The sequence below is a fragment of the Schaalia suimastitidis DSM 15538 genome (assembly GCF_000429105.1).
GTDB lineage: Bacteria > Actinomycetota > Actinomycetes > Actinomycetales > Actinomycetaceae > Pauljensenia > Pauljensenia suimastitidis.
Map to the genome: position 1 here is coordinate 13,112 of NZ_AUBF01000009.1, position 22,441 is coordinate 35,552.

The following is a 22,441-nucleotide window of genomic DNA, read 5'->3' on the forward strand; positions in this document are numbered from 1 at the left end:
AGTTAGAATAAGACACTGTAGCAGCGTTCGGTGATGAGGCGAAGAATGCGCATACTGATCGTCATTAATGACTATTTCAATCCCAGCAACGGTATGTCGATTTCGACAAGGCGTTTTGTTGAGCAGTGGAAAGCGCGTGGCTACGAGGTCCGTGTCGTGGCTGCTGGCGTCAACGGTGATCCGGATTATCCGTTGAGAGTAGAAAAAATCCCGTTATTTCATCGCATCATCGCCCAGCAGGGTTTCCACTTTGCGCACGTTGATCGGCAGGTCGTCAGGTGCGCAGTGCAGTGGGCGGATGTCGTCCATGTCCACGATCCTTTTCCGCTGTGTCACGAGGCGGTGCTTGCGGCGCGCCGCCTTGGAAAACCTGTGGTGGGGACCTTCCATCTTTTCCCTGAGAATATGACTGCGTCGGTGTCGTATTTGAATAACCGGGCGATGAATATGGCCTTGATGCGTCGATTCATTGACAGTGTGTATCGGCATTGTGATCTTGTGATTGCACCAACACAGCGCGTATTTGAGCGGCTACGCGCAAGCGGCCTGAAGGTCGATTGTCACGTGGTATCGAATGGGATTGCAGACGACTTCCTTTTGCCCGCTCCTCGGGTGCCGCTGCACTGGACGCAGGCTGGGCTCTCGCACCGGTGGCAGGCGATACAGCAGATGAGTGTTGTGAGCGCGCCAACAAGTGCGTTGGCGGAGGGTTTTGCTCCGGAAGATAGGTGCGCGGACGAAGGCGTGGACATACATGATGGTGCGGGCAAACAGGGGGGTATGACTCGGCTCGATTGTGAGAATGGCTCTGACGGTGCGGATCGCCTCGACAGGGCGCCCAGTGGCGATAGCCCTGCCTTCGTCGTGGTTTCTGCGGGACGTCTGTCACATGAAAAGGGGCAGGATACGCTGATACGCGCGATTGCCCGCACGCGAGAGCCAGAGCGTATTGGTCTGGTACTTGCGGGGAAAGGGCCGCGTGCAAAGGCATACAAGGATCTCGCTTCAAGGCTTGGAGTGTGCTACCACCAGGGTTTTTATGAGAAAGATTCGCTGCGTGCCCTATTTGATCAGGCCGATCTTTATGTGCACTGCGCTCAGGTTGAGATTGAAGGAATGGCCTGCATGGAAGCATTTGCACGAGGCCTCGTCCCGTTAATTGCCGAGGCGCCCTTGTCGTCGACTGCAACCTACGCGCTCAGTGAGGCAAATTATTTCCCAGGTGGCGACGTTGATGCGCTTGCGGCGGGTATTGATGAATGGTTGGATAACCCAAAGCGCCGCGAGCAATGTGGGAATGATTACGTGAAGTTGGCTCACGAGCTTTCTATTGAACGATCTGGTCAGACAATTCTGTCCCTTATGAAAAGAGTCTGTAAAGATTTGAGTAATTATGAGTAATTGAGGGTCAAATTATCGTTAATTCGTGTTTGCTGTTCATTGCGTATGCGGCGTATGATGAAATCCCGAGCGGGAGCCGTTCCCGCAAGGACGGAGAATACTTTGCATCGCGTGGGATTCGACCGCGAGAAATACCTCGACATGCAATCGCGACATATTGCAGAGCGACGCGCGCAATTCGGCGGCAAACTATACCTGGAATTTGGCGGCAAACTCGTTGATGACATGCACGCCTCTCGTGTGCTCCCAGGATTTACTCCAGATAACAAAATTGTCATGCTTGCTGAAATGGCCGATGATGTTGAGATCGTTGTCGTCGTCAACGCTGAAGACTTTGCTCGCAACAAAGTACGCGCAGATCTGGGTATCTCTTACGAAGATGACCTTCTGCGTCACGTGGACGAGTTCCGTTCCTATGGTCTACACGTCGGTTCAGTTGTCATCACTCGCTGGTCGGACGCTAATCAACAAGCGCAAGCGTTTAAAAACAAACTCGAAAAACTTGGCCTACCGGTTTATCGGCACTACACAATCGCTGGCTACCCGCATGACGTTGCTGCCATCGTTTCTGACCAGGGGTATGGGCGCAATGAATATATCGAAACCACCCGAGATGTTGTGGTGATTACCGCGCCAGGTCCAGGATCAGGCAAAATGGCGACCTGCCTGTCGCAGCTCTACCACGACCATCAACGCGGCATTCAGTCCGGGTACGCGAAATTTGAGACCTTCCCAATTTGGAATCTCCCCCTGGATCATCCAGTCAATATTGCATATGAAGCTGCCACGGCAGACCTTGATGATGTCAATATGATCGACCCTTATCATCTTGCGGCACACGGTGTGCAGACGGTGAATTACAACCGTGACGTGGAGATCTTCCCTGTTCTGGCACGGCTATTCGAACAGATTCTTGGCGCTTCCCCTTATCAGTCACCCACTGACATGGGCGTGAATATGGCAGGGCATTGTATAAGTGACGACGAGGTGTGCCGCGAAGCGTCGAAACAGGAGGTTATTCGACGCTACTACAAGGCCCTTGTTACCGAATTACGAGACCAGGCAGAACCGGTTCAATCCCAGCGGATCGCCCTACTGATGACGAAACTTGGTATCAAGGCAACCGACCGGCCTGTGGTGCTTCCGGCACGCAGCCTCGCCGAAACTACAGATGCTCCTGCTGCAGCCATTGAACTAGCCGATGGACGTATCGTCACAGGAAAAACCTCAGAATTGCTTGGCGCGTGTTCAGCGATGTTACTCAATGCGCTCAAAGTACTGGCAGGTATTAATGACGAGGTGCGTTTACTCGCCCCTGAATCTATCGAGCCAATTCAGTCCCTAAAAACAGGGCATCTGGGGTCAAAGAATCCGCGCCTTCATACCGATGAAGTGCTGATTGCGCTGGCAGTGTCGGCCAATGGCGATGATTTGGCGCGCCGCGCCCTCGACCAACTCGATGCCCTGCGTGGCTGTGATGTACATACCTCGACTGTGCTGGGGCCCGTTGACGAAGGTATCTTCCGCTCCCTGGGTATTCAGGTGACAAACGAACCAGTCTTCGCTACTAAATCGCTGTACCGGAAACGCTAATCATCGCCTCGTCAAAAACACGAATGCGGCTCGCGAACGTCACGGCGCTACCGTTTCTAACGGTCACCTCACGTCTCGTGAACCAATTTCGTGGAGGTGAGGCAGTAGGGTAGAGGCGATGGATGAGAATGTAACTGCGCTACCAGAATTCGGCTATTGGGACGATACCTATGTGCCGCCCGAAACTCCCGCATTTGACTGCGACGAAGGTGTGAGCGACGCTTTGCCGTTTTTTGATGATGGTGCCAGTGCCAGTGCCAGTGCCAGTGCCGACAATGCGTTGCCGATCTTCGATGAGAGCACCGACGACACGCTACCCTTCCTAGACGAAAGCGCTTACGGCTTCGTCACGCCACACGCATCGCCGTCCGAGGCACACCCTTTCGGGCAATGGGACACACCTGATCACACCACAGCCCGCCTCCTAGAAGGCCTCAACCAACAACAATACGAGGCGGTCACCCATCGCGGAGCACCCTTACTCATCATGGCAGGCGCGGGTTCAGGAAAAACCCGGGTCCTCACCCACCGTATCGCCTACCTGCTGGAGACCAGACAGGCCAGCCCGGGACAGATCCTCGCCATTACCTTCACCAATAAAGCGGCCGCTGAAATGCGTGAACGTGTCGCGGCGCTTGTTGGTCCCGCTGGAGGGCGCATGTGGGTGTCGACCTTCCACTCCGCCTGCGTGAGAATCCTCCGTAGCGACTATAAGGCCGCAGGCCTAAGCAGCACCTTCACTATTTACGACGCGCAAGATTCGCAGCGTCTACTTCAAATGGTGCTCAAAGCCGCCGACGTGGATCTCAAACGATACAGCGTCAAACTGGTGGCAGCACGGATCAGCGATCTGAAAAATGAACTGATTACCGCACAAAATTACGCCAATACCGCACCCAATGACCCGATTTCACGGATCGTCGCCCCCGCTTATCTCGAATACGAAAAACGTTTAAAACAGGCCAACGCGCTGGACTTCGACGACCTCATCATGCGCACGGTGAAGATGCTGCAGGATAATCCGGCTGTCGCTGAGCACTACCATCGCCGTTTCCGACATATTCTGGTCGACGAATACCAAGACACAAATCACGCGCAGTACGTCCTTGTGCGCGAACTAGTGGGTAGTGGCGATGACGGTATTGCACCGGCGGAATTGACGGTTGTAGGTGACTCTGACCAGTCAATCTATGCCTTCCGAGGTGCCACGATCCGCAATATCGAAGAATTTGAACGCGACTTTGTGGGTGCTCGCACGGTCATGCTGGAGCAGAATTACCGCTCCACCCAAAATATTCTTTCGGCGGCTAATGCTGTTATCGCTCGCAATGCAGGTCGGCGCCCCAAGAATCTGTGGACGGCATCAGGCGACGGTGCCCCCATTGTGGTGGATGCTGCCGACTCTGATCGCGATGAGGCACGTTTCGTCATACAAGAAATTGATCGCCTGGCCGACCAGGGAGCCCATTGGGGCGATATTGCCGTTTTTTATCGTACGAATGCGCAGTCGCGCGCACTTGAAGAACTCCTTGTACGCCAAGGGATTCCTTACCGCGTCGTTGGTGGCACGCGATTCTATGAACGTAAAGAAATCAAAGACGCACTGGCGTATCTGCAGGCCGTGTCAAATCCTGACGACACCGTGGCGCTGCGCCGCGTGATAAATACGCCTCGCCGCGGCCTTGGAGCAAAGGCAGAGGAAGCACTGATCGCCTATGCGGATCAGTACGGAATCTCTTTTGGTCAGGCATGCCGCCACGTGTGGCGTGAACAGGGCGCGCCCCTGGGTGAAGGGGACGGGATATGTGATCAGGACGGCCAACAGTTGGCCGTGCTTGACGAGGCGGTCGTGCCATCTGTGCATCTGCCAGCGTCTGTGGGGCTTTCGCCTCGTGCCGCCAAAGGCGTCGGAGCGTTTTGGGGCCTTATTGAAGTGTGCCGCTCGATGGATGCGCGTCCAGGCAATAGTGCGGCAATCCTGGAAGAAATTTTGGACCACACGGGCTATCTGGCTCAGCTGCGTCATAGTGAGGATCCGCAGGATGTCTCGCGCGTCGAAAACCTCGCGGAATTGCACTCTGTGGCTAAAGATTTTGTCACCACTGCCCCGCAGTCTCACCTTGTTGATTTCCTTGAGCGTGTGGCACTGGTAGCCGATTCCGATCAGGTACCAAGTGAGAGTGGGCGCCAGGGCCAGGTGACGCTCATGACTGTGCATACAGCTAAGGGCCTGGAGTTTCCCACAGTTTTTGTGACCGGTATGGAAGATGGGACATTCCCTCATCAGCGAGCATTGGCTGATAGCACTGAACTTGCTGAGGAGCGACGCTTAGCCTATGTTGCCATTACGCGTGCGCGTGAACGCCTGTACTTGACGCGTGCAGCTGTACGTGCCTTATGGGGGGCGCCGCAGGATATGCCGCCGTCACGTTTCTTGGATGATATTCCGGTGGAACTACTTGACGTGCGTCGCCAATATACGGCGATGGATCGTTTGCGTGCTGCTGCGTCGAGCGGTGGCGGCACCTACCGTGGCAGCTATGCCCACGGGGATGCTTCTGGTAGGCGTGATCCGTGGGGTGATGAAGATACCGCACCGGTTTTTGGTTCGGGCCGAGGCGCGGGCCAGTCAACGGCTGCAGCTGCATTTGGGAAGACAGTGCGTTTAGGTGTGTCGACACCGCACGACAATAGTGGTGATACGCCAGGTGCCCTCCTTGTTCTTGCTCCTGGTGATCAGGTGCGTCATCGCACCCTTGGTGTGGGAACCGTTTTGGGGGTTGAAGGTTCGGGTCCGCGCGCTATTGCTCGGGTGGATTTTTCAGGTGTTGAGAAGCGTTTGCTGATCCGTATGGCGCCAATGGAAAAGATCTAAGGATGCTGGTGCCGTGGGTGATTATTGGCCCGACCTGCGGCTTTCGATGCCATGTGCGACACGTGCGATCGTTCAATGATTTTCGTCGCCGAGTCGGTTGGGCGGGCACGATGGCTGTCGTCGTTGCATGACTGAGGTGTGTCGTGGAGCGGATATGTCAGGGCGCACGAGAATAATTGCGCGAATATGCGCAATTTTTGGGGTTTTCAAGCATGTGTGATCTGTGTTAGGTTGGGCTCATCTTCCAACACAACGGAGAGGACAATGATGTCTCATCAGCGGGTGACATATATACGGACCCTTTCAGCAGGTGCCGCCGCAGCCCTTGTGCTGACAGGCCTGGGGCAGGTAGCCATGGCGGATGACCCAACCTACACCTACACCAAAATTGACCAAAGCCAGATGAGTGTGGTTGATGTTAATTCCGTGGAGGCCCAAGGCGAAATGCCTAACGGTCCCGCCGAAAGAATCCTGGACGGGGATATCTCCACCTACTGGCATACCAAGTGGCACGGTGGCATCGTACAACCTCCTCACCACGTCACTGTGCGCCTTGGCGGGCAGGGTGAGACTGTCAACCTTGGCAAAATTGACATTACGCCACGCCAATCGTCCTCCGGCTCAGGCCGTGCACGCGCATGGCAACTCTGGACCAGCGCAGACCCGAACTGTGCTGCCGATACCTTTACCAAACAAGCCGAAGGTGAATTTCCCGGCGAAGTAGCTACCTACGCCGAGGTTCGCACCATCACGTTGGCTGCGCCAGTACAAGCAGCATGTGCCAAATTTCTCCAGCTGACATCCTGGGGCGGCAAACAAGGCAGTGACATCATGTCACCACCTGAAAGCGTGGCGTCAATGGCAGAATTCAATGCCTACACAGCCACCGCTCAAACGGTGGAACCTCAGCCTGAGCCTCAACCAGACCCAGGGGTGCCCGCCGACAAAGTGGTCACACTGACCGACGGAACCCTCAGCGTGCGGATGCATACCGACTTTCCACAGGTCATCGGGTGGAATCTAGGTGGTGTCGAAGCTAACGGCAACACAGGCGCCGCGCTGACCACCATCCGCATTAACCAAACCGACCATGCTGTGACTGTCACCCCCGCCACTACGCAAGAGGCACATAGCGCGACCTGGGGCTTCGCAGTTAATGACACTAATATCACCTTCAAAGCGCGCGCCACGGTCGAAGACGGCACCTGGAAACTTACCCTTCTTGACCTAGCTGACCCAGATAACGTCGTCAAACAGATTGCCTTTCCTGGCCTGAACCTCGTCACCCTCAAATCAAGCGACCCCCAGGCACAGGTAACCTCCACGCGTATTTCCGTTAACCGCCTCATCAGTGGCGACCGTTTCGACGCCGTCGCCTCTATGAGTCCTGAAACCTACGCGTCCTACATGGTGATCCCCTCCACCTCAACGATTGCCTTCGGCATGGAATCCAATGCCATCGAAGACAACACAACCACCTATGCAGGTTCCAACCGAGGCTCCAACGCCAAGTGGATTCGCGTATCCACCCAAAATGGCTCAGTGAAAAGTGCAGCGATCTCACCGGGCAACTTTGTGTGGCGAGGTTCCAGTGCAAGTGCCATTGGCTACGATGAAGCACCCTGGATTGCGGTTCGCCCAACGGTTGATGCCAATAACGACAGCACCATCAACTGGCAGGACGGTGCCATCGCACTACGCGCCTTGCGTCCAGCCATTAACGGTGCCGACGATGTCGCAAATACCGTCATCACACGTATTCCTTTCAATATTGTCTCCCAGGCAACGCACCCATTCCTACGCACCCTCGATGACACCAAACGTATCGCTTTAGCCACCGATAACCTCCGCCAGCAAGTGATGCTCAAGGGTTACCAGGCTGAAGGACATGACTCCGCTCACCCAGATTATGCCGGCCACTACAACGAACGTGCGGGCGGCCTCGACGATCTGAAAACCCTGGTCAACGAAGGGAAAAACTGGAACGCCACATTCGGCGTCCACGTCAACGCCACCGAGTCATACTCTGAAAGCCACAATTTCTCGGAAGACCTCCTGCGGATGCCCCCACAGGCCGCCTGGGGATGGATGAACCAGTCGTACTACATTGACGGCCCCAAAGACCTAGGTACAGGCAATATTTTGCGGCGCTTCCAAGCCTTCAAAGACGAAGTGCCCGAAAACCTCAATTGGCTCTACATTGACGTTTACTACCCCAACGGGTGGGAGCCAGCACGCCTGGGTACCGAACTACAAAAACAAGGCTGGGTAGTCGGCACTGAATGGGCCGATAAATTCCCCGAAATCTCCATCTGGTCCCACTGGGCCAACGAAGAACGTTACGGCGGACAAACCAACAAGGGCATTAACTCCACCGTTTTCCGCTTTGTGGAAAACTCCCGTCGAGACATCTTCAACCCCGACCCCATCCTGTCCAATAGCAATATCGTCGAATTCGAAGGCTGGACGGGGAACGTCGACTACAACCTCTTCATCAAGAACGTGTGGGAACGCAACCTTCCGGTGAAATTCCTCCAACAATCCGACATCATGAAGTGGGAAACAGGCGAAATAACCTTCGCCAACGGCACTGTTGCTCGCTCAAGCGAAACCTCGGCCAGTGGCACAGTAGTGCCCACCAACCGTACCATCGACTATGACGGCGCCACCGTCTACACTCAAGGTCGCTACCTGCTGCCCTGGAGTGACGGCGGCCAAGAACGCCTCTACCACTGGAACCCCGCAGGCGGCACCTCCACCTGGACACTCACCCAAGCCTGGGCCAACCAGCCAAGCCTGACCCTGTATAAACTCACAGATACCGGTCGGGAACGCGTGGGCGATATTGCGGTCAGCGGCGGACAGATCTCCATTAATGCCGAAGCCGGTAGCGCCTACGTCCTGTACCCCAGCACCACGGTTGCGCAAGCAAAGGCACCTCACTGGGGTCAAGGCTCACAGATTAACGACCCAGGATTCTTCTCCGGCACCCTTGATGCGTGGGAGACGGTAGGCAACGTCAGTATTGAAAAGAGCGCTCGCGGCAACTTCCAAGCTCTTGTCGGCGAAGGTGAAGCGGTGATCGCCCAAGAACTTGCAGGCGGTAATTTGCCTGCGGGCACATGGAATGCCTCCGCATGGGTTGAAATTGACCCAACTGGCGAACGTGAAGTGAGCCTGTCGGTCACTGGTGACGGCGTCACCGCAACACCGCTGCAAACAGTCAGCGAAACGACGCCAGTCACCACGATCAGCACGACCCGCGCACGAAACGCCACCGCCTCGGACGAGAAACTACGCACCTACTTCCAACGTATGCGCGTCACCTTCACAACCGACGGTAACAACCCTATCGTCCTAGCCCTCAACGTGGCCGACGGGAACACAGCTGTGCGCGTCGACGACTTCAGGATCGTGCCATTTACCGAGGCGAGTGCACCCCAAGGTGCCACGTCCCCCATCGTCTTCGAAGATTTCGAACACCCAGATGCAGGGTACTGGCCCTTCGTGACCGGTATCGCCAACAGCGGCGGCGACGCGCGCACACAACTTGCCGAGCGTCACGAACCATACTCGCAGCGCGGATGGTGGGGTAAGAATGCCAATGGCCAAGTTGTTGAAGGCGGCAAACTCGTTGACAATGTCCTGTCAGGTAACTGGTCACTACAAGCCCATGAAGAAAACAACGGCTTGATCTTGCGCACAACCACAGCGACTGTCCCCTTCAAAGCTGGACACACCTACCGTATCTCCATGGACTATCAGTCAGGTTTGGCTGACCGATACCGCTTCGTCACAGGAGTCGACTCAGTCGCTGACGGCCAAAATCGAAGCACAATGCTTGACGCATACACCTTTGGAGCCACCACCCAAACAGAACGTTTCGTCACAGAGCTGACCGTTGGGGCATGTGGATCCTACTGGTTCGGTATCCAAAAGATCGCAGCCGGATTCCAAGCTGACCTGACAATGGACAATATCCTTGTCGAAGATCTTGGGACAGCCAGCACCAGCCCCGCATGTGCCGAACTGGCAATCACCCCAGCGACGACACTCCTCGCTGGCGTGGGTGCCACCGTCACCACGACAGTGACTTCAGCAGAACGCGAGGCCGCCTCGGCACTTCGCCACAACCTGGCCGCACCCGAAGGCTGGACGGTTGTCCCGCTGGAAGTTGCCAGCGACACCATGGAAGCCAACGGCACTTCAGTGCAGCGCTGGATCGTCACACCACCCAGCGACGCCAGTGGCAGCGCACAACTGCAGGCCCAGGCCAGCTACACCATTAACGGGCAAGTAAAAACAGTGAGCACTTCTCGTAACGTTGATGTGCTCACGGAAGGACTCAAAGACGGCGACAACTACCTGTCAGACCTTCCATTCGCACAAACCCCCACCAATGGTTGGGGACCAGTGGAACGTGACATGTCCAACGGTGAACAAGAACTGGGCGATGGCGATGTACTGTCCATCGGCGGCGAAGAATTCGAAAAGGGCCTTGGTACCCACGCCGTCGCAGTAATCCCCTTCGACCTTGGCGGCGCGTGCACAAGCTTTAGTGCCACCGTCGGCTTGGACGATGCGCAGGCCACACGAGGCAGCGTGACCTTCACCGTTGAAGACGGTAACGGACGCGTACTTGCTGGCCCCACCGCAGTATTGGGCCCCAATGATCCTGGCGTTCAACTGACTGCGAACGTTACAGGTGTTGACCGCCTCGTGTTGAAAGTTGGCAACGGCGGTGACAACGCTGGTAACGACTGGGCATCATGGGGTAACGCCAAGGTGACGTGCACCGTTGCTGCACCGCAGGGACAGCCTACCCTCACCGTGACACCGACTGAGGTTGAGGCAGGCGGACAATACAGCCTCGCAGTGAGCCACTTTGCTCCTGAAGGCTCCAGCGGTGACGTGGTGATCCGTGACAGTGCGGGCACTGAAGTGGCGACACTGACCCCTGACAGCCAAGGCAACGCGCGCACCAATATCAGCGTCCCCGCCGATGCACAGCCAGGGCTCGTGACGCTTACCGCAGTCCGTGCTTTGGGAGACCGGTGGGTCACTGCCACAGCTAGTGTCACCATCACCGCAAAGACACCAGTAGTTGCGCAGGCCCAACTCGACAAAACCGAAGTGAAAGTCGGCGACACAGTGCACCTGACCGGAAGTGGTTTTGCACCAGGTGAAGTCATCACCTTGGAAATGCACTCTGATCCTGTCCCGCTGGGCACGGTCGCAGCTGATGCGCAGGGCAAGATCGACGCAAGGGTCACCATAGGGTCGGCAGTTGCCGCAGGCGACCACACCTTGGTGCTGATCCGTCCTGCTGGCGCTCAGGCGCTTCGTATCCCAATCACCGTTACCGCCTCCTCTCCCACCACGCCGATCCAGCCGCAAGACCCCACACCAACAGATCCGGGTAACTCCAATGATTCTGCTGGTGGACAAGCTGGAAGTGCCGGTCAAAGCGGCTCCACTTCTGGGAAGGTTCCGGCAAAGGGATCGTCGTCAACGAAGAAGAGCTTGGCTACTACAGGTGCGAATACTAGCGCGCTCCTCGTCGGTGCCGCTCTGATCGGAGGACTTGGCCTCATGGCGCGCCGCCGCTTCGAAACGAGGTAGCGGACACGCTCAGCACAATGTGGGGGCTTGCGGTGACCGAAATGTCGTCGCAAGCCCCCACATATTTGCGTATGGGGTCTTGTGTCAGCGGTATATTTAGCGTTCATGTTCGCTTGAGGACTGTCGAGTTATAAGCGGACTCGTACAGGTGTGACCCTTGTGGGTGTGGAGCATTCCTTGTGCGTGCGGGGGGGCAAGTGTGGTGAGGTCAGTGGAAATGGAATGTGAGCATTCCTTGTGCGTGCGGTGGGTGCTGGTTGGACAATAATGTGGTGCCACCGGGCATCAACAGCAATGGCCACGCAATAGCGAAGCTGTAGGACGGACGGCCTAGGACACGGTACCCTATAGGTGGATGTCTCGACGTCGAAGAAAACGCTGAGTCCAACCCACGTCACCACTGACCGAAGGGACCAAAGGTGGACCTTTACGAATACCAAGCTCGCAACGTCTTTACTGCCCACGGTGTACCCACACTGCCGGGTATTACCGCCACGACACCCGACGAAGCCTACGAGGCGGCCAAGCAACTACTTGCCCACAGCGATCTGCTCGTCGTTAAAGCCCAAGTAAAAACCGGTGGGCGAGGCAAAGCAGGCGGCGTCAAACTTGCGCGCAGCGCTGAAGAGGCAAAAGAAAAAGCAGCGGCCGTCCTTGGGATGGATATCAAAGGCCACACTGTCCACACCGTCCTGATCGCTGCTGGTGCAGATATTGCCGAGGAATACTACTTCTCCATACTCCTTGACCGCGCAGGTCGCCGCCACCTTGCTATGTGTTCAAAAGAAGGGGGGATGGACATTGAAACCCTCGCAGCGGAACGGCCCCAAGCCCTTGCCCGCATCGGCCTTGACCCGAATATTGGAATCGATGCAAATGTTGCGGCCCGTATCCTCTCCGACGCAGGTTTCGACACTGAAAGCGCACAAAAAATCGTTCCCATCCTGGTTGCACTTTGGGACACTTACCGTGACGAAGATGCCACCTTGGTAGAGGTCAACCCGCTGGTCCTGACTGACGACTGCACAATTCTTGCGCTTGACGGCAAAGTAAGCCTGGATGACAACGCTGCATTTCGTCACCCACACTACGCCGAGTTGGTTGACCAGCGTACTGAAGACCCCCGTGAAGCTCAGGCAAAAGCAGCGGGGCTGAATTACGTGCGCCTGAACGGCGACGTGGGTATTATCGGCAACGGTGCGGGCCTGGTGATGTCCACCCTGGACGTCGTCGCAATGTCCGGCGAAGACCTCGGCGTCAAACCGGCCAATTTCCTTGACATAGGTGGCGGCGCCTCGGCAAAAGTGATGGCTGACGGGCTGAGTATCGTGCTGGGTGACGAGCAAGTGAAATCTGTTTTCGTCAACGTATTCGGTGGCATTACCGCCTGTGATCAGGTCGCTCAAGGCATTGTCGGCGCCCTTGAGGCCCTAGGTGCTGCTGCCACAAAACCGATCGTTGTGCGCCTCGACGGTAACCGCGTCAACGAAGGTCGGGCAATCCTCGCCCATGTGAATCACCCTCTGGTACATATGGCTGAAACGATGGACGGTGCTGCCCGTCTCGCCGCCGAACTTGCCGCGAAGTAACGAAAGGACAAGCCGATGTCGATCTTCCTCCACGCCGACTCCCGCGTCATCGTTCAAGGGATGACGGGCGCCGAAGGCATGAAACACACCAGCCGTATGCTCGCATCAGGCACGCAGATTGTTGCGGGCGTTAACCCCCGCAAAGCTGGCACGAGTGTCACCTTCGACGTGGAACCCTACGGTCCCATGGCCTCAAGTGTTCACTCAGGGCCACGTGACATCCCTGTCTACGGCACTGTTGCTGAGGCAATGGCTGCCACAGGTGCCACCGTGTCCGTACTCTTCGTTCCCCCGGCATTCGCCAAAGCTGCTGCCATTGAGGCGATTGATGCAGGCATTGAAACCCTGGTGGTCATCACTGAAGGTATTCCCGTACAGGACTCTACTGCATTCGTTACCCACGCCCTTACCCACGGTGTCCGGCTTATTGGCCCTAACTGCCCGGGCATTATCAGCCCCGGACAATCAAATGTCGGTATCACCCCAGCTGATATCACCAACAAGGGCCGCATCGGACTCGTGTCAAAATCGGGGACGTTGACCTACCAGATGATGTTTGAACTGCGTGATATTGGCTTTACGACGTGTATCGGTATCGGCGGCGACCCAGTGGTGGGAACGACGCATATCGATGCTCTCGAGGCCTTTGAAAGTGATCCCGACACCGATATGGTCGTCATGATCGGTGAAATTGGCGGTGACGCCGAAGAACGTGCGGCGCGGTGGATCAGTGAGCATATGACGAAGCCAGTTGTTGCCTACGTGGCAGGTTTTACTGCACCAGAAGGCAAAACCATGGGTCACGCTGGCGCGATCGTCTCAGGGTCGTCAGGGACCGCCGCCGCGAAGGCCCAAGCCCTAGAAGCGGTCGGCGTCAAGGTTGGGCGGACCCCGTCTCAAACGGCACTGTTAGCTCGCGAGGCGCTCGCACAACTTTAGGGCATCCGCATAGGGCGTCCAGCTCGCGCAGCGATAAGGAGTCCAAAGGACAATGCCCACACTTGCCCACCCATCGGCGCTGCGATGGGTGGGCGCAGCATTTTCAAGGCAGGATAAAAGCAATGAGTGAGCACACCGCGCCTTCGGAAACGATCGTCGATACACGACCCACAATCCGCCTACGCGTGCCCCCAGGGTGGGCGCGCGGCTTTGTTGCGGGCGTGTACACGGCACTGCTTGGCTGGGCCATATCGGTGATCGCCGTGGTTGGCACCTTCGCGATGGTCGCATCAAACCCGTGGCTAGGACATATTTCGTGGTCACAGGTTCTCGATGCGGGCGGAGACCTGTGGGGACTTATCCTTGGCGGCACATTGACAGTGGAAACGATGACGATACGTATCGTGCCGCTCCTTGCTCCACTCGGGCTGCTCGTCATCTTGCGTGTGCTGTTGCGCAGCGGAAAAGAATACCCATCAAATGCCATCTGGTTTGCAATCCCTGGGTTTGGGCTCACCGCATGCGTGACTGCGTGGGCGCTGCAAGGGCACCTCGTGTGGTGGTCAATCCTTCCTGGCGCATTCCTTCTCCCATTTATCGGCAGTGCCTGGGCGTGGGCGGGGCGCAATGACAACGGGGTATCGCGTCTGCCCTCTACCGTTAGACGCGCCCTTAAGGTGTGCCGTCAATGGCTTATTGCCACGAGTGGCCTGAGCATGATCGTCCTTATTGTGGCGGTTTTTACCTCGTGGGAGCGCATTGTGGGCATCCACGACCTATTCCTTATCGAGGCGCTCGCGCAACATATTGTCGCCATTGTGGCGCAGCTATTCCTGGTGCCCCATGCTCTCATATGGTCACTGGCATGGATCGCTGGGCCAGGATTTTTCCTGGGCACTGACGCCCTGCACTCACCGACGACGGCGCCGGTTGCCCCCATCCCCGTGGTGCCTTTACTGGGCGCCACTCCCAGTGGCGTCGTCGGATGGGCCGTCGTATTGATCCCCATCGCTGTGGGTATCGGCATGGGTCTATGGCAGGGCTATGCCGCAAAAGACCAGAGCCTACGTGACCTGTGCATGGTGATGTTGGCAGCAACACCTGCGTATTTCCTTGTGATACTTGGCGTGGGCTTCCTGTCAACAGCAAGCCTTGGTGCGGCACGTATGAGCGTGCTGGGTCCCGTGCCGTGGCAATTCGCTGCTGCCTTAAGTGCTGAAGTTGCTGTGGTTGCCTTTGTGGTGGCGGCCTGTATTCACCGTGACACAGTGACGTGGGTGACGGGCCACGTGGCGCACTACCGTGCAGGTACCGGTGTCGCGCAGCCGAAAGGGAAGACTGAACCGGCTACAGGCGATACGTCAGTGCCTGCCGAGGCGGCATCGGTCATTGCGACAAACGGTGCGGCTGCTGGTGGGCTGGCTTTGGGTGACGAGGCGGAGGAAGCCCCCACTGTCGGGCTGACTGTGCGCGCGGAAGACACGGGTGCCGATACCCCTGTGCTTGACGCGGATAACCCCAATGACCAGGTGCACGAACCTGCGGCGGGGTACACTGCCTCGGCACTCTCGGGAGCTGCGGGGTACACCGCCTCGCACCCGCACACACCCACTGCCATCGTTGAAGTACCAACAGCAGCTCACGCAGATGAGGAGACCAACAGACGATGACAGTACGCACCACGCCCCCTATCCCCAATGCTCGGATCCTTGTCCTTGTATCGGGAGATGGGTCAAATATGCGTGACCTCGTCGAGGCCGCTCGTAACGACAATTGGGGCGGAACTGTCGTTGCGGTCGGCGCTGACCGTGACTGCGCCGGTATCACCTGGGCACACAACCAGGGGATTGACACCTTCGTCCTCCCGCTGGCCCCAGGACAGGACCGCAACCAATGGGATCAGCATCTTGCAGAGCATATTGGCGCCTACCAGCCAGACCTCGTGGTCTGCGCCGGATTCCTCAAACTCCTTGGACCGGCGGTGCTCTCGCGTTTTGATGGACGCATCCTCAATACGCACAATTCGTTGTTACCAGCATTCCCAGGCACACGCGGACCCGCAGACGCTGTTGCCGCAGGCGTCAAATTGGCTGGGGCGACACTCTTCGTGGTTGATGCCGGCACCGATACCGGAGTAATCCTTGCTCAAACCGCAGTTCCAGTTTATTTTGACGATGACGCCGACACGCTGCTGGACCGCATTAAGGTCGCTGAGCGACACCAGTTGGTCACCACCGTTGGAGCGATGATCCGAGGCGGCTGGCACATCAACGGGCGCCGCTCACATATCGGCGTGGCTCCATCGTGACCAGCACACATTTACTCGTCGGGCTAAGCAGACTAAGCTGACACTGGTCGCAACTGGCGAGGGTGGCATAACCACCGGGGAGCGGCCGGCGACAGGCCTACTATGGCGCCGCCCGCCTGGGCGCTAAGGCATATACGACACGTGGAGAAAACATGTCCGTCCGCCTCGATAACCTTGACCCCATTAACTACCGCCCCATCCGACGCGCCCTCATTTCGGTCTACGACAAGACGGGCCTCGAAGACCTGGCTCGCGGCCTCCACCGCGCAGGTGTCGACATCGTGTCAACAGGTTCCACTGCGTCACGTATTGCCGCAGCGGGGGTCCCTGTGACCACAGTAGATGACGTGACAGGCTTTCCCGAAGTCCTTGAAGGGCGTGTGAAAACCCTCCACCCGAAGATCCACGCCGGTATTTTGGCTGATCAACGCAAAGCTGAGCATCGCGAACAAATCGCCGAACTTGGTGTGGATCCCTTCGACCTCGTTGTATGTAACCTGTATCCCTTTGCGGCAACCGTCGCCTCGGGCGCATCATTTGATGAATGTGTGGAGCAGATCGACATTGGTGGCCCCTCCATGGTGCGCGCCGCCGCAAAAAACCACCCGTCGGTTGCGGTGGTGACCTCACCAGAGCACTACGAAATGATTTGCGAGGCCGCAGCAGGCAACGGGTTGAGCCTCAATGAACGCCGTGAACTGGCCGCCGAAGCCTTCGTCCACACCGCCACATACGACTTGGGTGTCGCCACCTGGTTCACGGAACATCTCAATCGGGACGACCTCGGTGAAATCCTCGACGAAGCCTGTTTTGAGCACCTTGAAAGCGGCGCAGACCTCAGTGAGAACGTCTTCGATCTTCTGGCCGCCGCTGGTGGAACTGAAGAAGAACGCGAACATGTGCTGGCTGAACTAGAAGCAGAGGTGGACGCGGAGTTCCCCATGCTTGTCTCCGACGTCTTTGAACGCCTTGACACGTTGCGGTACGGCGAAAATCCTCACCAGAGTGCAGCAGTTTACGAATGTTTACGGTACGACGACGATGACGTGGAGGTCGAGGCTGGTCAGCCCAGCGGCCCAGGTGTGGCAAATGCCGTTCAACTCAGTGGCAAAGCCATGTCGTATAACAACTACACTGACGCCGATGCTGCTCTGCGTGCCGCCTACGACCATGAACGCCCATGCGTTGCCATCATTAAACATGCTAATCCCTGCGGTATCGCGGTGGCTGATGATGTTGCGCAGGCCCACCGCAAAGCACACGCTTGCGATCCAGTATCAGCCTTCGGAGGCGTGATTGCCGTTAACCGCCCAGTGACCATTGAACTGGCGCAGCAGATCGTCCCCATTTTCACCGAAGTAGTCATCGCCCCCGGATATGAAGATGGAGCGGTGGATGTGCTGGCAACAAAGAAAAATCTCCGCGTTCTCCTTGCCGACGCTCCTGACCGTGACGGCTATGAATTCAAACAAATCAGCGGTGGTTTGCTTGTCCAACGTTTCGATGCGTTAGATGCTGACGGCGATCGAGCAGAAAATTGGACACTGGCTGCTGGCCCCGCAGCAGACGAAGCCACACTGGCTGACCTTGAATTCGCATGGCGCAGTGTACGCGCAGTGCGCTCCAACGCAATTTTGGTGGCAAAAGACGGAGCATCTGTTGGGGTTGGTATGGGGCAGGTGAACCGGGTTGACTCGTGCAAACTCGCTGTGGAACGCGCCAACACCCTGGGTGGGCGAGCAAGTGGCGACGCAGCGGCCTCGGTTGATACCGCAGGTGGAGCGCGCGCTCAAGACCTGCTTTCTGACATGCCTGAGCGGCGAACCGAGGGGGCCGTCGCCGCCTCGGATGCTTTCTTCCCTTTCGCTGACGGTTTGCAGGTCCTTATCGACGCTGGTGTAACAGCAGTTGTCCAACCGGGTGGTTCGGTGCGCGATCAAGAATCCATTGACGCTGCCAACGCTGCTGGTATCACCATGTACTTCACTGGCATGCGTCACTTCGCGCACTGAGTGCGCAAGGTTGTCCCACACAATGGCGGATTTTCTGGACATAGTTCCGTGAAAATCCGCCATTTTCTGTGGGTGGTCGATAGAGACAAATACCTTCTGATTCAGCCACAGTCCTGCTCGGGGGAGTAGGCTCTAATGTCGACGCAACTCCCTGAAAAGAAGAAACCGTGAAAGCGACTACTTCCCGCACGCCCATCGGCAAAGCAAGTGCTGTGCTGCCCGATGACCGTCGCATAGCCATTGCCGAGGCCGCCAGCGCCCTCGGGGTGACACTTCCTCCGGTGGGTCCAAGCCCACGTCGTTGGCCACGTCTCCTCCAAGCCCCTAAAGGAGAGGTGTGGGCACTGGCCAATACTCGGCCAGCATTTTTCCGACACGTCTTCTACCAGCAACGATGGGCAATTTTTTGGGGAGCGACGGTGTCAACGGTGGGTACTGTCGCCTCCGCATTGGTCCCGTGGGCGATGGGGCGCGCACTGGATGTCGGCCTCGCCCACGGTATCTCCACCGAACTTGCCCTGGCCTCGGCAATCTTTCTTGCCGTCGTATGCCTTGTCGCTGTGGGTGACGCGTGCAATCAGATGACCGAGAACCTCAACTGGACGGGTACCTCCCTCAATATTGGTCGGGCACTGAGTTTCCACACGACGCGCAGGGCGGGGCAGGTACGTGAAGACATGCCAGCAGGTGACGTGGTGACCGCTGCCGACGGCGACTGTCGCACGATGGGGCAGGCCACCTCGCTTATTCCTGAACTTATTGCCTCAGCGATTTCTACGCTCGTTGTTGCCATCTTGATGCTTCGCGCCTCGATTGTGCTGGGTCTTATTGTCATCATTGGTATGCCACTACTGCTGGGCATTTTGGCGCTGCTGGCGAAACCTCTGTCGCGTAAGCAAAAGGTTCTTCGCGAAGAACAAGGAGAACTCACCACTATCGCCACTGACGCTGTCCGGGGTCTGCGGATCCTACGGGGTGTGGGCGGTGAAGATGCCTATGCTCGTGCCTATTGTGAACAGTCCACCAAGGTGCGTGATGCGGCAATAGCTGTGGCTCCACTGTCGGCATTTATTGCCGTGGCACGCACAGCGATGCCCCTGTTCTTTACCTTGCTGGTGGTTGGGCAAGGTGCGCTCCTTACTTTTGATGGCGCGTTAACGGTTGGGCAGCTCCTCACCTTCTACGGATTCACCGCGTTTTTACGCCATCCCATTTGGGTTATCGGCCTCTCTATTGAGCATTTCACGCGCGCATGGGTCAGTGCAGGACGTATCGCCCACGTTGCCAACGTTGCTCACCGCAGCCAAGAAGCAGGACCGGGCCCCGAGGAGTTGGCGCCACGCGACCAAATACAGGGACCGCTTACCCAGCCGTGCGATATCTGCTGGCACGAGGCCACGCTTGTTGACCGAGTGAGTGGCATATCGTTTGCTGGGGGCACCCTCCACGCCGTTGTTGGACCCGAAGAGGCCGCACGCGCAGTCCTCGAAAGACTCTCGCCAACCGCCACCGCCTGTAGCGGCGAGCTGCACTACGGGTCGTGCCGACACCCTATCGCAACCCTCGGTCAGCATGCCCGCGACAATATCATTCGTTCCACTGCCACACCCCACCTATTTGCGGGCACCCTTCGGGACAACCTTTTAGCACGTCACGCGCCCGATGTACGCACCCGAGGCGTGACAGAACTCATGTGGATGGAGCGCATTGATGGGGCTTCCCGTGATGAAACACTGTTGGCGCGCTTACCGCAAGCACGCGACATACCTGAATATGCGTGCGACAACAACGTTTTGATGGAGGCCATCGACAATGCCTATGCGCGTGACGCCTACACTTCCCTTGGCGGACTTGACGGACACCTCACAGAATCGGGCCGCAACCTGTCAGGCGGACAGCGCCAACGCCTCGCCTTGGCGCGCGCCTACGCGCAAAACCCGGCGGTGTTACTCCTTGAGGACCCTACCTCGGCGCTTGACGCCCACACGGAAGGCCTCATTGCCGAGGCGTTACCGCGGTGCAGAAGTGGGCGCACAACGATTATCTCAACGACCTCACCCCTTCTTCTTGCCTGCGCTGAGCGCGTGCACCTCCTTGACGCCGACGGTCGCCTCGTTGCCTCCGACACCTGGCATCAGCTCCTTGGGCGGGCGCACGATGGGCGCGCACACGAGCGAGAGGACAGTATCGCCCAAGCGCTCACTGTCCTAGTGGGACGCAGCGCCGATGCGCATAGCGATGCAGGAGATCCACCTCGCAGACACCCTCAGTCCACAATGGATACCCGTAACGACGAACAGCATGAAATGAACGACGCCGGGACAAAGGAGCAGCAATGAGACTGCCCCTGGCCTCGTCACAATTAACGCGCAAACGGATCCGTGATCTTATCGCTTCCCACCGGAAGATCCTGAGCCTGGTTATTACCTTGCAATTGATGGCGTCATTTGCAGCTGTCGTCTTGCCGTGGATGGTTGGCCGTATTGTTGACGGCATTGTCGCAGGTACCAGCCGCGAATGGGTGTACCAACAGCTTGCCATTATCCTTGGCCTTGTCAGCCTCTACACAGTCCTGGCATGGTTCGCTGACCGTAATGCGCGCGTCTTTGGTGAACGCGTCTTTGCCACATTGCGGGAAAATCTGGTGTCAACCGTTGTTCATCTTCCTCTGTCGAGCGTCGAATCTGCTGGCAGCGGGGACCTGCTGGGGCGCACCAATCACGATGTGACGAATGTGCAATACCTTGTGCGCAACGGTATTTCTTCAGTCCTTGCGCTGTTGACCACGGCGGTGGTGACGTTGGGTGCGACTGCTTTGGTTGCGCCAGCATTAGTGTGGGTGCTTCTTGCCGAGATTCCCATGGTGGTCCTGGTCGCCCGCTGGTATCTGCCGCGCACCGTTCCCGCCTACCGTGCCGCTGCCGCGCAAGCTGCGACGCTCAGTGGCGTGTTGGCGGAAACTATTGAACAGGGTGAAACAGTTGACGCCTTTGGATTAGCGCGCCAACGTCACAGCATCTTTGACAGTCACGTCACCCAACTGTGGCGCTTGGAACGCTACGGCGCGTGGATGAGACTGCTGCTTTTCCTTGCCATGGTGGTGACCACACTGCTGCCGATCCTCATCCTCATATGGTTGGGTGCCATGTGGCTGCCGTCAGGGATGGTCACCGCAGGTACCCTGACAGCAGCCGTGATGTACTGCTATCAACTGCGCGGACCCCTGTGGGAAGCGACTTTCTGGGTGGATGAACTACAATTTTCTTACACCGCGCTGCAACGGATCTTCGGCGTTGAGATGGTGCCCGCCGACAGGGCGACTACCCACGCACAGGCAGGAACAGGTCCACTACATGCCGACAACGTGTCCTATGCATACCGTGATGCAACGCCCGTACTTCATGGCGTCACTTTCAGCCTCATTGAAGGGGAGACGCTGGCAATCGTGGGGCCTTCAGGTGCAGGTAAATCTACTCTTGGCCGCATGTTTGCGGGTATTCACCCGCCAACTAGTGGGCGTATTCACAGCGAGGGCGTGTCATTGGTCGATATTCCGGAAGAGCAACTACGCCGAAAAGTTGCCCTTGTGACCCAGGAACATCACGTTTTCGTGGGGACTCTCGCTGATAACCTGCGTTTAGCCCGGCCAGATGCCACCGACGCACAGCTGTGGGATGCTCTCGCGGCGGTGGGTGCCTACACATGGGTGCGTCAGGACGAGGCAGGGCTAGCCATGCGGGTGGGGTCTGGTGGCGTTGATCTTCCTCCTGCACGCGCCCAGCAGGTGGCCTTAGCTCGGGTGGCGCTATTGGACCCAGAAGTGGTTGTCCTTGACGAGGCCACCTCGCTCCTTGACCCGACAAGTGCACACGAGGCGGAGGCAGGTTTGGCGCGCCTGCTTGAGGGCCGCACGGTTGTCGCTATTGCGCACCGCCTTGACACGGCAGCGGGCGCGGACCGGATTGCGGTCATGGTTGATGGGCGCATTGTGGAATTGGGAACGCACCCTGACCTGGTGGCCGCTGGCGGACACTATGCGCATCTGTGGCATATGTGGAATGCTGACGAGCCAGCCTAGTGGTCAACGAGTGTGAGTAGGCGG

Annotated in this window: 11 protein-coding genes and 1 riboswitch; all 11 genes read left to right on the forward strand. The window is 57.5% G+C overall.

Annotated elements, in window-relative coordinates:
- Window positions 1-33: 33 nt before the first annotated feature.
- The 11 genes from G438_RS11925 (at window position 34) to G438_RS0104380 (ending at window position 22,417) form a co-directional block, all read left to right on the forward strand.
- Window positions 34-1,401 (forward strand): glycosyltransferase, encoded by a 1,368-nt coding sequence (locus G438_RS11925; RefSeq protein ID WP_084403083.1) that lies wholly within the window; start codon window positions 34-36, stop codon window positions 1,399-1,401.
- A 102-nt stretch (window positions 1,402-1,503) separates the two neighbouring features.
- Window positions 1,504-2,994 carry a DUF1846 domain-containing protein gene (locus tag G438_RS0104330; protein ID WP_026460292.1) on the forward strand — a complete coding sequence of 497 codons (1,491 nt, stop codon included), beginning with the start codon at window positions 1,504-1,506 and terminating at the stop codon, window positions 2,992-2,994.
- A 118-nt stretch (window positions 2,995-3,112) separates the two neighbouring features.
- Entirely contained in the window at window positions 3,113-5,869 is a 2,757-nt protein-coding gene (locus G438_RS0104335; RefSeq protein WP_026460293.1) for an ATP-dependent helicase, read from the forward strand.
- Between the two features lie 264 nt (window positions 5,870-6,133).
- Window positions 6,134-11,491, forward strand: coding sequence for an endo-alpha-N-acetylgalactosaminidase family protein (locus G438_RS10795; protein ID WP_051259291.1), 5,358 nt, complete (start codon window positions 6,134-6,136; stop codon window positions 11,489-11,491).
- Between the two features lie 419 nt (window positions 11,492-11,910).
- Entirely contained in the window at window positions 11,911-13,080 is a 1,170-nt protein-coding gene (gene sucC, locus G438_RS0104345; RefSeq protein ID WP_026460294.1) for an ADP-forming succinate--CoA ligase subunit beta, read from the forward strand.
- A gap of 15 nt (window positions 13,081-13,095) precedes the next feature.
- Entirely contained in the window at window positions 13,096-14,019 is a 924-nt protein-coding gene (sucD, locus tag G438_RS0104350) for a succinate--CoA ligase subunit alpha (RefSeq protein WP_026460295.1), read from the forward strand.
- Between the two features lie 122 nt (window positions 14,020-14,141).
- A complete protein-coding gene (locus tag G438_RS0104360; RefSeq protein WP_026460296.1) occupies window positions 14,142-15,689 on the forward strand; it encodes a cell division protein PerM in 1,548 nt (515 codons plus the stop codon).
- Window positions 15,686-16,327, forward strand: coding sequence for a phosphoribosylglycinamide formyltransferase (gene purN, locus G438_RS0104365; RefSeq protein WP_026460297.1), 642 nt, complete (start codon window positions 15,686-15,688; stop codon window positions 16,325-16,327). The genes G438_RS0104360 and purN overlap by 4 nt, the downstream gene beginning before the upstream one ends.
- A 39-nt stretch (window positions 16,328-16,366) precedes the next feature.
- Window positions 16,367-16,456: riboswitch (ZMP/ZTP riboswitch) on the forward strand.
- A 23-nt stretch (window positions 16,457-16,479) separates the two neighbouring features.
- Window positions 16,480-18,339, forward strand: coding sequence for a bifunctional phosphoribosylaminoimidazolecarboxamide formyltransferase/IMP cyclohydrolase (purH, locus tag G438_RS0104370; protein ID WP_026460298.1), 1,860 nt, complete (start codon window positions 16,480-16,482; stop codon window positions 18,337-18,339).
- A 167-nt stretch (window positions 18,340-18,506) separates the two neighbouring features.
- Complete coding sequence (locus G438_RS12545) at window positions 18,507-20,678, forward strand: ABC transporter transmembrane domain-containing protein (RefSeq protein ID WP_026460299.1); 2,172 nt, start codon at window positions 18,507-18,509, stop codon at window positions 20,676-20,678.
- Window positions 20,675-22,417, forward strand: a complete 1,743-nt coding sequence (locus G438_RS0104380) for an ABC transporter ATP-binding protein (RefSeq protein WP_026460300.1) — start codon at window positions 20,675-20,677, stop codon at window positions 22,415-22,417. The genes G438_RS12545 and G438_RS0104380 overlap by 4 nt, the downstream gene beginning before the upstream one ends.
- The last annotated feature ends 24 nt before the right edge of the window (window positions 22,418-22,441 follow it).